Source organism: Synoicihabitans lomoniglobus (genome assembly GCF_029023725.1).
GTDB lineage: Bacteria > Verrucomicrobiota > Verrucomicrobiia > Opitutales > Opitutaceae > Actomonas > Actomonas lomonigloba.
In genome coordinates, this window is record NZ_CP119075.1 from 5,747,200 (window position 1) to 5,761,644 (window position 14,445).

Sequence of the window (14,445 nt, forward strand, 5' to 3'; positions counted from 1 at the left end):
ATTGCTAGGGCCTCCACCCTTGGAGCTGGCCCCCCAAGCGAACGTTTCCCTCCCTCCTATCGATAAACTCGATGAGTTCCCCCAACTCACTCGCCAGCAATTTCAGCTTCCTCCAGGAGCACGACGAACAGCTTCTGCGGTTGGGATTACTCGCGGAGCGATACTTTACGGAGGATCCGAACACGTGCCTACTCAAATTTCGGCAACTGGCGGAGATTCTCGCACAAACCGCCGCCGCCTATGTGGGCGTCTACAAGGAGGAACAGGAAGGTCAGTATGAGTTGCTGAGTCGCTTGGCCCGCCAGGGGATTCTACCGCGGGATATCTCTCAGCTGTTCAGTGAAATTCGTCGCACGGGCAATGAGGCCTCCCATGCGATCGCGGGTGATCATTCGCTCGCGCTCGATATGCTCAAAGTGGCGTGGCAGCTCAGCGTTTGGTTTCACCGCACGTTCAAGGCTCCCAAGTTTCGCTCCGGTGCGTTCATTCCACCGCGCCCTCCCGAGGAGGAAAGCGACTCCCTACGGGCAAGGCTGAAAGAACTGTCAAACCAGCTCGCCGCTCAATCTGCAGCCAAGCTGCAGGCACAACAGCAACTCGAGTCGCTCTCATTCGAACTGCACGCCGCCAAGGACGAAACCAGTTTCTGGGAGAATATGGCCACCGAAGCCGACGCTGAGTCAGCTGCGCTCAAACAACGACTCGCGGCCCAGCAGGCCACCTCCAAGGACCAGCCCAAATCGAAGACCAATTCATTGGTCGGCGCCGCCAAACGGGCCGCCAAGAACATCCATCTCGACGAGTCCGAAACGCGCCGGATCATCGACCAGCAACTGCGTGACGCGGGATGGACTGCCGACACCGAAAATCTGCGCCACGCGAAAGGGACTCGGCCGGAGAAAGGTCGGAACCTCGCCATCGCCGAATGGCCCACCGAGACCGGTCCGGCCGACTACGTGCTGTTCGTTGGCCTTACCCCGATCGCGGTCGTCGAAGCCAAGCGCAAGAACGTCAACGTCTCCTCCTCCCTCCAGCAGGACAAACGTTACAGCCGCGGGTTTCAGCCCTCCGCCGAGACCGTAATGCACGATCGCAATTGGGGCACTGAAAAGGAGTTTCGCATCCCGTTCGTTTACTCGACCAACGGCCGCCCCTACTTGCTCCAACTTGCGACCCACAGCGGCATCTGGTTCTGCGATATTCGCCGCCCCGACAATTTAGCCACCGCGCTCCAAGGTTGGCACTCGCCCGAGGGCCTCACCGAGCTCCTCAAACGCGACGACGATGCAGCACACGCGAAGCTGACCGAGGAAACGTTTTCCTATGGGTTCACCGTTCGCGACTACCAGCAGAAGGCCATCCTCGCCGTCGAACGCGAAATCGTCGCCGGCCAGCGCACCATGCTTCTCGCGATGGCGACCGGCACCGGCAAGACTAAGACCTGCATCGCGCTGATCTACCGCCTACTCAAGACCCAGCGATTCCGCCGCATCCTCTTCCTCGTCGACCGCTCCGCCCTCGGAGAACAGGCCGCCAACGCGTTCAAGGATACGCGCATGGAGAGCCTGCAAACCTTCGCCGATATCTTTGGCATCAAGGAACTCGACGAACCCGAGCCCGAGACCGCCACGTCCGTGCACCTCGCCACGGTGCAGGGCATGGTAGCTCGCGTGCTCAATCCGTCCGAGTCCGCTCTGCCGCCCACCGTCGATCAATACGACTGTGTGGTCGTCGACGAATGTCATCGCGGCTACTTGCTCGATCGCGAGATGAGTGACACGGAGCTCTCGTTCCGCAGTCAGGAAGACTACATCTCCAACTATCGCCGTGTGCTCGACTACTTCGACGCCGTGAAGATCGGCCTCACCGCGACGCCCGCGTTGCACACGTCGGAAATCTTTGGTCCGCCCGTCTACACCTACTCCTATCGCGAGGCCGTGATCGACGGCTATCTCATCGACCACGAACCGCCGATCCGGATCGAGACCAAGCTCTCCAAGCAGGGCATCATTTGGAAAAAAGGAGAGGACGTCTCGGTCCTCAAATCCAACGCCTCTCAGGTCGAGCTCTTCAAGGCGCCCGACGAGATCAAAATCGATATCGCCCAGTTCAATCGCAAGGTCATCACCAAGCCGTTCAACCAGGTCATCTGCAACTACCTCGCCCGCGAGCTGGACCCGACCTCCCCCCAGAAAACCCTCATCTTCTGCGCCAAGGACGAGCACGCCGATCTCGTGGTCGATCTGCTCAAGCAGGCCTTCAGAAAGGTCTACGGCGCGGTCGACGACGATGCTGTGATCAAGATCACCGGCGCCGCCGACAAGCCGCTGAAACTCATTCGCCGTTTCAAGAACGAGCTCAACCCCACCATCGCCGTCACCGTCGATCTGCTCACCACCGGCATCGACGTCCCGGAGATCTGCAACCTTGTCTTTTTACGCCGGGTCAACAGTCGCATCCTCTTCGACCAGATGCTCGGTCGCGCCACCCGCGTTTGCGATGAGGTCGGCAAGGAAACGTTCCGGATCTTCGACGCCGTGCGCATCTACGAGATTCTGCAAACCATCACCGCGATGAAGCCCGTGGTCGTGAACCCCGACATCAGTTTCTCCCAACTGGTGCGCGAGCTCACCGAGGTGACGACCGACGACGCGATCACGTTGGTGCGCGACCAGTTCCTCGCCAAACTCCAGCGTAAGAAACGCCATCTCAGCGAGTCCGCCGCCCGCGATTTCGAGACCCGGGCCGGGATGCCGCCAAGCGACTTCGCCGCCGAACTCAAGGCCATGCCGCTGGCGAAGATCGCCGCATGGTTCGTCCAAAATCCGGACCTCGGTGAAATCCTCGATCGCAAGCATGACGGCCCGGGTGAGCCCGTGCTGATCTCCGCCCATGAGGACGAGTTGACCGACGTTGTGCGCGGCTACGGTAGCTCCACCAAACCCGAGGACTACCTGCAGGCCTTCACCGAGTTTGTTAAGACCAAGGGCAACGAAATCCCGGCCCTCATCACTGTCGTCACCCGTCCGCGCAGTCTCACCCGCAAGCAGCTCCGCGAGCTCATGCTCGCTCTCGACCAAGCCGGTTTCTCCGAGGCCAATCTGCACGCTGCCTGGCGCCAAAAAACCAACCAGGAAATCGCGGCCCGCATCATCGGCTACATCCGCCAAGCTGCCCTCGGCGATCCCCTCATTCCGTTTGCCGAACGCGTCGACCACGCCCTCCAGTCCATGTTGGCCTCCCGCGATTGGACGACGCCCCAACGCGATTGGCTCAAGAAGCTCGCCGCCCAGACCAAGGCCAATCAACTCGTCGATCTCGACGCCATCGAAGACCCCAACCTGCTCTTCAAGCGCGAGGGCGGAGGCTACGCGCGGCTCAATAAACTCTTCGCGGGCGAGTTCTCGCAAATCCTCGAGCAGTTCAACGGCTCCGTCTGGCAAAACCCCGCGTGAACCAAGGCCCCCACCGCATTCATTCGCATCCAATCATGCCCACTTCCTCATCGCAATTTGAACAATGGCTCGATGCCCCTGAAGGCACGAACATCGAGTTCAAGTCGGCTGCCGGAGGCTATCACTTCGATAGACTACTGCAGTATTGCGTCGCTTTGGCCAACGAAGGAGGTGGACAAATCATCTTCGGCGTGACCGACCGTCGGCCTCGCTCGGTTTCCGGCACGCAGGCGTTTGCCGAGCCTGGCCGCACCGAGGAGGGTTTGTATCAACGCCTTCACCACCGAATTCCCGTGGAGGAGTATTACCATGGTTCAACTCGCACTGTCATTGTTCACGTCCCGGGTCGCTTGCCCGGCACGGCTTGGAGCATTGACGGTCGCTACTTGAAACGGGCCGGCGACGGTCTCGTCGGTATGCCCGACACCGAGCTTCGGGCCATCTTTTCCGAAACCGGACCCGATTTTACCGCCACCCCCTGTCCAGCGGACATCTCGGTGTTGAACCCTGACCTCGTGGCTACCTTTCGTGAGCGCTGGGCCGTGAAATCCGGGAATCCCCGCCTTCGTCAACTGTCCGATGCAGCACTTCTGCAAGATGCCGAACTTCTCGTTGACGACCGCCCTTGTTATGCCGCGCTCCTCTTGATGGGAACACGTGAAGCACTGTCCCAATTCCTCCCTCAAGCGGAGGTCGTGTTCGAATACCGTTCCTCGGAAGCCTCCGGACCCGCTCAGGACCGGGAGGAATTTCGGACGGGATTCCTCGGCTTTCAGGACGCGCTTTGGAAGAAGATCAACCTGCGCAATGACCGCCAGAGTTATCAGGACGATTTCTTTCGCTACGACATCCCCACCTTCGACGAGGTCGCGATTCGTGAGGCAATTCTAAATGCCGTAGCTCACCGCGACTATCGCTTCGGGGGCTCCATCTTCATCCGGCAATATGCTCGTCGCCTGGAAATCGTAAGCCCCGGGGGCTTACCGCTAGGTATCACGCCCGACAACATTGCCGATCAACAGAACCCACGCAACCGACGCCTTGCCGAAGCCCTGCAACGTATCGGCTTCGTGGAGCGGGCCGGACAGGGCATGAACCTCATGATCGAGAACGCCATTCGGCAGACCAAACCTCTGCCCAGTTTCGCCGGTAGCGCCGATCATGAGGTTCAACTGACGCTCGCCGGCACCGTGCAGAACCCGGCCTTCATCCGCTACCTTGAACGTCTTGGCGACGACCGCCTCTCCACGTTTTCCACCTACGACTATCTCACGCTGGATGCGTTGCAACGTGACGTTCCTCAGCCTCTGGAAGAACGGATGTCTGCCCGTCTGCCCTCGCTCTTGGAAATCGGAGCAGTTGAACGCATGGGACGCGGCAAAGGCACTCGCTACCTGCTCTCCCGCGAACTCTTCGCCGCCATGGGCAAATCCGGCGCCTACACCCGGCAGCGTGGACTCGATCACGAAACCAACAAGGCGCTCCTGATGAAACACCTCTGGGATCACGCCACGACCGGTGCCCCCAAACGGGATTTGGTTCAGGTGCTACCATCCGTTTCCGCAAGTTCACTGCACCGCTTGCTGGAGGAACTGCGAGACTCCGGCTTCGCGGAACTGCGAGGCGAACGACGCTGGGCCCGTTGGTTTCCACTCAAGCCCTATGTGCCAAACTAAAACCATTTCTGGTTTATAGATTTTGATCCAAGTGGCACAATTTGTTAATTATTAATAAGTTCTATAACTCTTATAAGTCTGACAATGTCTGACAACTGACACATAGACGCGCCATAAGCTTACCACGCTGTTCATGTGGCAACACAACGCACCTCGGTGCTTCCCATCCGTGTCCATCCGTGGTTAAAAAATCAGTTCCAAAGTGATTCACTGCCCCTTCGTGGTTACGACCTTTCCTCTCTCCGCCTGATCCGCCTTTCTGTCTGCTCGCATGCCCACTCACGACATCGTCGCCAAACTCTGGAACCTCTGCAACGTCCTCAAGGACGACGGCGTGACCTATCACCAATACGTCACCGAGCTCACCTACCTGCTCTTCCTCAAGATGGCGCAGGAGACCGGCACCGAGGACCAGATTCCCGCCGGCTACCGCTGGGCCGACCTCGAGTCCAAGAGCGCGCTCGAGCGCCTCAACCACTACCGCCTCGGCCTCGTCCATCTCGGCACCAACGGCTCGCAACTCGCGCAGGAGATCTTCGCCAACGCGTCCTCGTTCATCAAGAAACCCGCCACGCTCTCCACCCTCGTATCGGAAATCGAAAAACTCGACTGGTATTCCGCCCGCGAGGAAGGCCTTGGCGACCTCTACGAAGGCCTGCTGGAGAAGAACGCCAACGAGAAGAAGTCCGGCGCCGGCCAATACTTCACGCCCCGCCGTCTCATCGACAGCATGATCAACGTCATGCGCCCGTCGCTGACTGACGTCATCCAGGACCCCGCCGCCGGCACCGGTGGTTTCCTCATCGCCGCCAACCACTACCTACGCGAGCACCACGACTTCGACGCCCTCACCGAAGCCCAGCAGCGGAAATACCGCACCGGCACCTTTTACGGCATGGAGCACGTGCAGGACACCCACCGCCTCGCGCTCATGAACCTCATGCTGCACGGCATCGACGGCGGTATCCGTTACGGCGATACCCTGTCCGACGACGGCGCCGCGCTGCCCTCGGCGACGCTCATTCTCAGCAACCCGCCCTTCGGCACCAAGAAAGGCGGCGGACTGCCCTCGCGCACCGACTTCACCTTTCCCACCAGCAACAAGCAGTTCTGTTTCCTCCAGCACATCTACCGCGGATTGAGACCGGGCGGCCGCGCGGCGGTCGTCCTGCCCGACAACGTGCTCTTCGAGAGCGGCGTCGGCAAAGACATCCGCCGCGACCTCATGGACAAGTGCAACCTGCACACGATCCTGCGCCTGCCCACCGGCATCTTCTACGCCCAAGGGGTGAAGACCAATGTGCTCTTCTTCACCCGCGGCAAGACCGACAAAGGCAACACCCGGGAAGTCTGGGTCCATGACCTGCGGGCCAACATGCCGCAATTCGGCAAGCGCACGATCCTCACCGCCGCGCACTTCGCCGAGTTCGAAGCCGCCTACGGCGACGACCCGCTCGGCTCCCCCGCCGCGCTCGCCCAACGCACCGACACCGGCGAAACCGGCCGCTGCCGCCGCTTCACCCGCGAGTGGATTGCCGGCCGCGACGACAGCCTCGACATCGCCTGGCTCAAGGACGACGAAGCCGAATCGAGCACCGACCTACCAGAACCCTCCGTCCTCGCCACCGAAGCCATGCAGGAACTGGAAGCCATCATGGAAGACCTGCGCGGCATCCTCGCCGAACTGGGCGAAGAAGAGGTGGAGGAAGTCGAGTCGTGAGCGATTTGCCGGAGTCTTGGTCCCGAGCCAACATTGGAGCCGTGATCGAACGGACAGATCAACGCGTCCCCGGGGCGAAAGAGGAATTCGTATACGTTGATATTGGCTCAGTTAATCGAGAGACAAAAACGGTTCGTGGAGCATCGAAAATCGCGGGTAGCAATGCACCAAGTCGGGCGAGAAAGGTGATTCGAACGGGTGACGTCGTCGTTTCGATGACGCGTCCAAATCTGAATGCGGTCGCCCTCATCGACGAAGATCTGGATGACCAAATAGCATCGACGGGGTTTGAGGTTCTTCGTTCTAATGAACTCGATCCGCGTTGGCTTTATTATCTCGTTCGAACGGAGGCATTCGTAGGCCGTATGACAGACCTCGTCCAAGGAGCTCTGTATCCCGCAATTCGACCGAGGGATATTCATGCCTTCGAGATCCCAGTCGCCCCGCTCCCCGAGCAAAAGCGAATCGCGGACAAGCTCGAGGCGGTGTTGGGCCGGGTGGACGCCTGCCGCGCCCGCCTCGCCCGCGTCCCCGACCTCCTCAAACGCTTCCGCCAATCCGTCTTAGCCGCCGCCACCTCCGGCCGCCTCACCGCCGACTGGAGGGAAGAGCAAAACGGCGTGGAATGGAGGGATACAGAGTTTGGCGCACTGATCGCTGATGGACCAAAAAATGGACTCTACAAATCTTCGTCTTGCTACGGACAGGGCACTCGAATTCTGCGCATCGATAATTTTTACTCGGGTAGAATCAATGTGTGGTCCGACTTGAAACGTCTCGATGTCACTGAAATCGAGCTACGCGATTTCGGATTACAAGTTGGCGACATTGTCATCAACCGAGTGAACAGCATGTCTCACCTTGGAAAGTCTGCTTTGGTGCGCGATTTGCCCGAACCGTGCGTTTTCGAAAGCAACATGATGAGGGTCCGCCTCGACCCCACTTCGATCACGACTGGGTTTGGAATTCTGGTCCTGACCTCCCCAAGTGGAATTGCGGAACTTCAGGAAAAGCAAAACAAGCAGTAAATCAGGCGAGCATTAATCAGGGGGACGTGAAAGGAGTTCGAGTCTCGCTCCCGTCACTCGACGAACAGCAAGAAATCGTCCGTCGGGTTGAAGCTCTCTTCGCCTTCGCCGACCGCATCGAATCCCGCCTCAACGAAGCGCAAACGACCGTCGACTGCCTCACGCTGTCCACCCTAGCCAAAGCCTTCCGCGGCGAGCTCGTCCCGCAAGACCCCAACGACGAACCGGCCACCGCCCTCGTCGCCCGCATCCGCGCCGAACGCGCCGACTCCTCAACCCCAAAACGCCGCGGTCGCCGAGCCATTTAGCGAGCCCCACAAGAGGCGCAGCTCACACCCAGAAATTTCCATCCAGATGAATGCCCTCACTTCGGAACAGCTTGCTCAAGTGCAACCTTCCCTGCGCGATCCGATCGAGTATCGAAAATCTGGGTTGAGCTTGAACCACATCATCGGATGCCCCTTGGACTGTTCCTATTGCGTCCGTCATTTGTTTGGGGGATTAAAAGAGGATTTGAAAGGGACAGGTTAAAAACGATATCGAACAAGCGGAGGCGCTGGCTGACGCGTGGTCACGTTAGGCCGTAAAATTCCCTCATGACATCCATGATTCAACTACAGGAAGACCGCCGCATCGAATCCTCCGGCCTGAGCACCGCATGGTTGATGGAGCAGGCGGCCTGGCTTCGTGAGCAGCGATCGCTGCATGACGATAGTTGCCGGTTCTTCATGACCGCCGGGTCACTTTTTGAGTTCGCTCGGTTTGACTACGCTTTGGGCACCGTGGCCTTCTTTCATGCGGTCATCGGTCTGGAACGAGCACTCAAAATCCACTTCCAGAAAGACGACTATCTCAAGCCACTGCTCAAACGAGCAGTTGATGAGCAGGTCTTTACCGACGAGCTGTTCAAGGGGCAATTCACGTGGTGTGACATGATGCAGGATCTCTGCACTCGCCATGGAATGAAGAGGTCCACCGGCTACTGCGAATGTCTCGCGATCCTGTTGCCCGAGCAGCGTAACCTCTACTTCCACGGGACCAAACTCATGGGGCCGGATTATTTCCGCTTCACGGTTCACGTGCGCATCCTGGCCGACGCCTTAGACACCGGTCGCCCGGGCGTCTACTCTCACTAGGGATTTAAAGGGACAGGGATTTAAAGAGATGAAAAATGGCGATGAAAAATGGGGTCAGACTTTGCACATTGCACTTTGTTCTGACAAGAGACCTAAGGACGTCATACCTTGACTTTTGACTCTACAACTCCCGGAGAGGGGGACGCGGTCGGACGCAAAACGCGGGTTGAAGGCCGGTTTGAGAACGAGACCCTTTGGCTCTCGCAGGCCTTGATGGGGGAATTGTTTGGCCGCTCAACAAAGACGATCAACGAGCACCTCAAAAATCTCTACGCCGAGGAGGAACTGACCCCCGAGGCAACTATCCGGAAATTCCGGATTGTTCGGATTGAGGGCTCACGGGAGGTCGTCCGCGAGATCGAGCACTACAACCTGGAGGCGATTCTGGCCGTCGGTTTTCGCGTCAAATCTCCTCGCGGCACGCAGTTCCGCAAATGGGCGAATACCCGTTTGCGGGAATATCTGGTCAAGGGTTTCACCATGGATGACGAGCGGCTGAAAACCCCGCCCGTTCCCGGCAGCAGCGCCGTGCCTGATTATTTCGATGAGATGCTGGCTCGCATCCGCGACATCCGGTCGAGCGAACGAAGGATGTATTTGCGCGTTAAGGAGCTCTTCACGCTGGCGGCAGATTACGAATTGAGTCGAAAAGACACGGTGCAGTTTTTCCGTATCATGTAGAACAAGCTGCACTTTGCGGCCACCGGACAAACCGCCGCCGAACTGATCGCGAGTCGGGCCGATGCGTCTCTCCCGAACATGGGACTGACCGTTTGGAAAGGGGCCATCGTGCGGAAGCAGGATTCCGCGGTCGCCAAAAACTATCTGAAGGAGACCGAAATCGACGAACTCAACCGCATCGTCGTGATGTGGCTCGACTTCGCCGAGGATCAGGCGAAACGCCGCAAACAGGTGTTCCTCGAAGATTGGCAGGGTAAACTCGACGAGTTCCTCCGTTTCAATGATCGCGCCGTGCTGCCCGATTCGGGAGCCGTCAGTAAGCAGGACACAGGTGCCCACGCGGCACTCCAGTATGAACGCTTTGAGCAACGGAGACGGGCCGCTAGGGAAGCCGCGGGAGCCGCCGACACGATCGATCACCTGGAAGACTTGGGCAAAACCGGACGCCCCTCAGAGCAATAACTCCAGCTTCACCCCCTGCATCGCACTGAACTCCTTGCCCTTCCGGCGCCGATAAGCCTCACCCCGACTCGCTCTCAAAATGTGCCCATGAAATTCACCGAAGCCCAACTCGAAACCGCGATCTTCGAGCTCCTCGGAGCCGAGGGCTACCCGCATGTGTTGGGCGAGGCGATAGAGCGGCAACCGCAGGTCGTTCTGATCAAGGCGGACCTGCGGGCGTTCTTGGGAATCAGGCATTTTTCTGGCTAAATGTCACACGTTAAGAATCAATGTGTGACATTTTCCGACATCCTCATGCCGTCCGCTCTCCAGAAAAATCTGAGTTCACTTGCCGCCGGGAACGAGCTGCTGACAACGGCACAGCTTCTGGAGGCCGGGATTTCTGACCAGAGCATCACCAGGCTCGTCGAGAAGGGCACACTGGTGCGTGTGCGCCGTGGGATTTATGAGCACGCCGATTCTCCAACGAGTGAGCATCACGATCTGATCCAAGTCGCCAAGAGTGCCTCCCGCGCCGTTGTCGTGCTGGTCAGTGCCCTGCGCTTTCACGAAATCGGCACCCAATCGCCCCATGAGGTCTGGATTCAGCTTCCGGCGCAGACGCGGGTTCCCAAGATCGACTGGCCGCCCATCCGGGTCATCAGGACGCGGGTGAATGAACTCCAAACCGCGGGGGTGGAGCATCACCAGCTCGGCGGAGCCGAGGTCGCCATCACAACCCCGGCTCGGACGGTGGCGGATTGTTTCAAACACCGCAACAAGCTGGGCATCGACGTCTGCGTGGAGGCACTCAGGGAAACCCTGAACGCACGCAAAGCGAAGATCGGAGAGATCAGCGAAATGGGTCGGCTCCTGCGAGTCGGTAAAATCATGAGACCGTATCTGGAGGCGATGATATGAAAAACGTCGCCGCTTCCATTCGGAAGAAGCAAAAGGATTTTAAAGAGACAGGTTAACAATGATATCGAACAAGCGGAGGCGCCGGCTGACGCGTGGTCACGTTAGCCGTTAAGTTCTCCCATGACATCCATGATTCAACTGCAGGAAGACCGCCGCATCGAATCCTCCGGCCTGAGCACCGCGTGGTTGATGGAGCAGGCGGCCTGGCTTCGTGAGCAGCGATCGCTGCATGGCGATAGTTGCCGGTTCTTCATGACCGCCGGGTCACTTTTTGAGTTCGCTCGGTTCGACTACGCTCTGGGCACCGTGGCCTTCTTTCATGCGGTCATCGGTTTGGAACGAGCACTCAAAATCCACTTCCGAAAAGACGGTCATCTCAAGGCACTGTTCAAGCGAGCCATTGATGAGAAGGTCTTTACCGACGAGCTGTTCAAGGGGCAATTCACGTGGTGTGACATGATGCAGGATCTCTGCGCTCGCCATGGAATGAAGAGGTCCACCGGCTACTGCGAACGTCTCGCGATCCTGTTGCCCGAGCAGCGCAACCTCTACTTCCACGGAACCAACCTCATGGGGCCGGATTATTTCCGCTTCACGGTTCACGTGCGCATCCTGGCCGACGCCTTAAACACGGGTCGCCAGGGCGTCTACTCTCACTAGGGATTTAAAGGGACGGGTTAAATGCGAGGTCTGAGGTAACAGCGCCGAAGCTGGAAGCATCGGCCACGGTGGTGCGGAAGAGTGGCCGAGGCATCCTGCCTCGGGACCAAAAACGAGGGTCCGAAAACGGGTCTGGTTTTGTGGTTTGGGGTGATGTTGAGTTTGTCGCGCCGTCTGGCCGTGGAGGTTTCAATGAGACGGGTAGCACATGATCGCTGAGGATTCCTTCGGGCAAATCGCAGCGTGTAAGGATCACTTACAAGTTCGCCACGAGGGGGCCCCACCACGAAAAACAAATCCTCACCAAGACCTCATCTCATCGCGTCTGGCTTAAATACGCCGGACTTGCGGCGCACACGTCCTCTTGTAGCATATTCACCATGAGCTCCGTCCAAGAAATTCAAGACGCGATCCTAAATCTGCCTCCACAGGACCGTGAAGCCTTGCGGCACTGGCTCGACGATACCGAGGAGGAGACTCCCGAGATGCTGGCCGCCATCGACGCAGGCCTGAGTTCCCTGCGGAAAAAGGGTGTGATCCCGTTGGAGGATGTCCGTCAGAATATCGCTTCATGGGCTACCAAGTCGGTCTGACCGAAGAGGCCCGGGCCGATCTTGGCGAGGTCGTCCGGTTTCTCGCAGAAAAGAGCTCCGAGTCGGCCGAACGCATCGGCCACGAATTGCTCGACGCCGCGCTAACACTCACCCTTTTCCCGCGCCGGGGCGCATCCGTGCGACGTCGGCCGGGTGTGCGCAAACTCACCCACCGCCACTACCTGATCTTTTATCAGGTCAATGAAACCGCGGAGTGGGTTGAAGTCATCCGTATCTGGGACGGTCGGCAAAATCCGGCGTCACTTCGCCTTTGAATTCGAAGACGACCTCGTATTCACCGCGCAACGTTTCCCCGACTATCGTTGGGGATGGCTGAAGACGTCGGGTCTTTGCGCATGGAATCGGTGACCGCGAGTCGGCGCCGAAGGCGGAAGCATCGGCCACGGTGGTGTGGAAAAGTGGCCGAGCCATCCTGCCTCGGGATCAAAAAACAAGGGTTTAAAAACGGGTCGGCTTTGTGGTTTGCGATCATGTTGAATGCGTCGCGCCGTCTGACCGTGGACGTTCTTGATGAGGATGGGTAGCACATGATCGCTGAGGATTCCTTCGGACAAATCGTAACGAATCAGTGTAGTCCGAAGCTGCTTAGGGGACAAGGACAGGGGTCATGGCCGAAAAAAGACCGCATCTTGCGACCGATTGACTTGCGGCCGCGAAGTGCCTTGCGGTTGCGTTGACGCCTTCCATGGCAGCATCCGAAAAGCAGAGCGACTTCCCGTTTGAACTCGATGGAGGCAGGCCCGCCAAGGCCCAGCCTATGAGCGTGCGTCTCACGGGCGGCAAGCCCACCAAGCAGCTCTCCCGTCAACAGAAGAAATTCGGACAACTGCTCAAAGAGGTCGAAAAACTCCGCGCCCGCCAGCAACGCATCACCACCTCTTGGGAACGCTTTCTCTCCGCCTACCTCGCACGCGTCCATCCCGAGGAACAGCGTCAGCACGACTTGCGCAAAGAGGTCGTCCGCCAACTCGCCACCCACCTCCACAACCCGGGGAGACTCGGGCCGCGCCAACGCGAGGCCCTCGCCGATCTGATCGCAGCACAGCTCGACGTTATCCTGGATCGGGAACCCGAGCTCACCGACCCCGACTTGGTCGTCTTGATCGAACACTTCAAAAAACGCGACGCCGCCGCACGCGCATCACGTCGCGACACCGACGACGAGAATGGTGATGGCGAACTGGATGGCTTGCCGCCCTTCGTCGCCGCCCTCATTCGGGACTCTGGGCTCGATCCGGCCGGCTTCCGCAGTGGGATGAGCCCCGCCGAGATCCAGCAGGAAATCGAACGGCAAATGATGGCGGGCCTCGGCATTGACGACTTCGATCCGAAAGACGTCAAACCCGGGCCGACGGCGCGATCACGCAAATCGAAGGACAAACGTAAGGGCAAAACCGCCGATCCTCGCGAGCAGGCCGAGCAGGTCGAGGCGGCGCGCAAACGCACCCTCTCCGTCATTTACAAGCAACTCGCCAAAGCCCTGCACCCCGACCTCGAAACCGACCCGACCAAGCGCGAGCAAAAACACCACCTGATGCAGGAGCTCACCACCGCCTACAAGCAAGGCGACCTGCACACCTTGCTGCGACTCGAGCTCGCTTGGATTCAACGCGAGGAAGACGACCTCGATCGCCTCACCGACGAGAAGCTCAAGGTCTACATCGAACTTCTCCAACAGCAGGTCGCGGACCTCCGCGAGGAAGTCGCCGCCATCCCTTACCAGCCGCATTTCGCCACCGTCAGCCGCTTCGTCAATCCCTTCACCGGCGAGCCCGATGGCGTCGAGAGTATCCTCGCCAACCTCCGACCCTACACCGAATCGCTCACGGACGCCCAAGCCGCGCTGCAAGGCCCCGCCGCCCGCACCGAATTGCGCGACATGATTCGTGCTCACATCGCACAGCAAAAGGCCGCTTCGCGCCTACCCGACTTCCGCATGTTCGGCCTCTGAGCGAATGTCCGGCTCGAGGTGACAGTGCCGAAGCTGGAAGCATCGGCCACGGGGGGAATGCAGGGACGGTGGCCGAGGCATCATGCCTCGGGGCTGAATGACGGTTCGGTGGGTCGGGGTTGCTCCAGTGGGTGGTGCGGTGTTCTCTGCGTGGCCATGATA

12 protein-coding genes and 2 pseudogenes are annotated in these 14,445 nt (G+C 59.1%); 13 read left to right on the forward strand and 1 reads right to left on the reverse strand.

Features of this window, described 5'->3' with window-relative positions; all coding sequences use genetic code 11:
• Positions 1–71 precede the first annotated feature (71 nt).
• From hsdR to PXH66_RS22420, 8 genes and pseudogenes are all read left to right on the forward strand, one after another.
• Positions 72–3,455, forward strand: coding sequence for a type I restriction-modification system endonuclease (gene hsdR, locus PXH66_RS22390; RefSeq protein ID WP_330929486.1), 3,384 nt, complete (start codon positions 72–74; stop codon positions 3,453–3,455).
• Positions 3,456–3,490: 35 nt separating this feature from the next.
• Complete coding sequence (locus tag PXH66_RS22395; protein WP_330929487.1) at positions 3,491–5,131, forward strand: ATP-binding protein; 1,641 nt, start codon at positions 3,491–3,493, stop codon at positions 5,129–5,131.
• Between the two features lie 271 nt (positions 5,132–5,402).
• Positions 5,403–6,851, forward strand: a complete 1,449-nt coding sequence (locus tag PXH66_RS22400; protein ID WP_330929488.1) for a class I SAM-dependent DNA methyltransferase — start codon at positions 5,403–5,405, stop codon at positions 6,849–6,851.
• Positions 6,852–6,892: 41 nt separating this feature from the next.
• Positions 6,893–7,879, forward strand: coding sequence for a restriction endonuclease subunit S (locus tag PXH66_RS22405; protein ID WP_330932170.1), 987 nt, complete (start codon positions 6,893–6,895; stop codon positions 7,877–7,879).
• A 26-nt stretch (positions 7,880–7,905) separates the two neighbouring features.
• Complete coding sequence (locus PXH66_RS22410; protein ID WP_330929490.1) at positions 7,906–8,187, forward strand: hypothetical protein; 282 nt, start codon at positions 7,906–7,908, stop codon at positions 8,185–8,187.
• Positions 8,188–8,233: 46 nt separating this feature from the next.
• Positions 8,234–8,374 (forward strand): annotated as a pseudogene (locus tag PXH66_RS23175) (radical SAM protein); the annotation flags it as partial.
• 101 nt (positions 8,375–8,475) lie between these two features.
• Entirely contained in the window at positions 8,476–9,015 is a 540-nt protein-coding gene (locus PXH66_RS22415) for a hypothetical protein (RefSeq protein ID WP_330929491.1), read from the forward strand.
• A 108-nt stretch (positions 9,016–9,123) separates the two neighbouring features.
• Positions 9,124–10,158, forward strand: a pseudogene (locus PXH66_RS22420) (virulence RhuM family protein).
• Here the strand turns inward: PXH66_RS22420 and PXH66_RS22425 are convergent.
• Positions 10,147–10,395, reverse strand: coding sequence for a hypothetical protein (locus PXH66_RS22425; RefSeq protein ID WP_330929492.1), 249 nt, complete (start codon positions 10,393–10,395; stop codon positions 10,147–10,149). The pseudogene PXH66_RS22420 and the gene PXH66_RS22425 sit on opposite strands and share 12 nt — an antisense overlap.
• A 57-nt stretch (positions 10,396–10,452) precedes the next feature.
• Between PXH66_RS22425 and PXH66_RS22430 the strand changes: the two genes are divergently transcribed.
• From PXH66_RS22430 to PXH66_RS22450, 5 genes are all read left to right on the forward strand, one after another.
• The gene (locus PXH66_RS22430; RefSeq protein WP_330929493.1) at positions 10,453–11,058 is read left to right on the forward strand and encodes a type IV toxin-antitoxin system AbiEi family antitoxin domain-containing protein; all 606 of its coding nucleotides are present in this window, start codon (positions 10,453–10,455) and stop codon (positions 11,056–11,058) included.
• A gap of 120 nt (positions 11,059–11,178) precedes the next feature.
• The gene (locus PXH66_RS22435) at positions 11,179–11,718 is read left to right on the forward strand and encodes a hypothetical protein (protein ID WP_330929494.1); all 540 of its coding nucleotides are present in this window, start codon (positions 11,179–11,181) and stop codon (positions 11,716–11,718) included.
• A gap of 380 nt (positions 11,719–12,098) precedes the next feature.
• Positions 12,099–12,311: a hypothetical protein gene (locus PXH66_RS22440; RefSeq protein ID WP_330929495.1), complete on the forward strand. Its 213-nt coding sequence runs from the start codon at positions 12,099–12,101 to the stop codon at positions 12,309–12,311.
• Positions 12,290–12,586 (forward strand): type II toxin-antitoxin system RelE/ParE family toxin, encoded by a 297-nt coding sequence (locus PXH66_RS22445; protein ID WP_330929496.1) that lies wholly within the window; start codon positions 12,290–12,292, stop codon positions 12,584–12,586. Before PXH66_RS22440 ends, PXH66_RS22445 begins: the two co-directional genes overlap by 22 nt.
• A gap of 431 nt (positions 12,587–13,017) precedes the next feature.
• Positions 13,018–14,283, forward strand: a complete 1,266-nt coding sequence (locus PXH66_RS22450; protein ID WP_330929497.1) for a hypothetical protein — start codon at positions 13,018–13,020, stop codon at positions 14,281–14,283.
• Positions 14,284–14,445 lie beyond the last annotated feature (162 nt).

Excerpts from the sequence above, each read along its gene's own strand:
- hsdR (WP_330929486.1), top strand. The coding sequence starts at position 72 with ATGAGTTCCCCCAACTCACTCGCCAGCAATTTCAGCTTCCTCCAGGAG.
- PXH66_RS22395 (WP_330929487.1), top strand. The coding sequence starts at position 3,491 with ATGCCCACTTCCTCATCGCAATTTGAACAATGGCTCGATGCCCCTGAA.
- PXH66_RS22400 (WP_330929488.1), top strand. The coding sequence starts at position 5,403 with ATGCCCACTCACGACATCGTCGCCAAACTCTGGAACCTCTGCAACGTC.
- PXH66_RS22415 (WP_330929491.1), top strand. The coding sequence starts at position 8,476 with ATGACATCCATGATTCAACTACAGGAAGACCGCCGCATCGAATCCTCC.
- PXH66_RS22425 (WP_330929492.1), bottom strand. The coding sequence starts at position 10,395 with ATGCCTGATTCCCAAGAACGCCCGCAGGTCCGCCTTGATCAGAACGAC.
- PXH66_RS22430 (WP_330929493.1), top strand. The coding sequence starts at position 10,453 with ATGCCGTCCGCTCTCCAGAAAAATCTGAGTTCACTTGCCGCCGGGAAC.
- PXH66_RS22435 (WP_330929494.1), top strand. The coding sequence starts at position 11,179 with ATGACATCCATGATTCAACTGCAGGAAGACCGCCGCATCGAATCCTCC.
- PXH66_RS22440 (WP_330929495.1), top strand. The coding sequence starts at position 12,099 with ATGAGCTCCGTCCAAGAAATTCAAGACGCGATCCTAAATCTGCCTCCA.
- PXH66_RS22445 (WP_330929496.1), top strand. The coding sequence starts at position 12,290 with ATGGGCTACCAAGTCGGTCTGACCGAAGAGGCCCGGGCCGATCTTGGC.
- PXH66_RS22450 (WP_330929497.1), top strand. The coding sequence starts at position 13,018 with ATGGCAGCATCCGAAAAGCAGAGCGACTTCCCGTTTGAACTCGATGGA.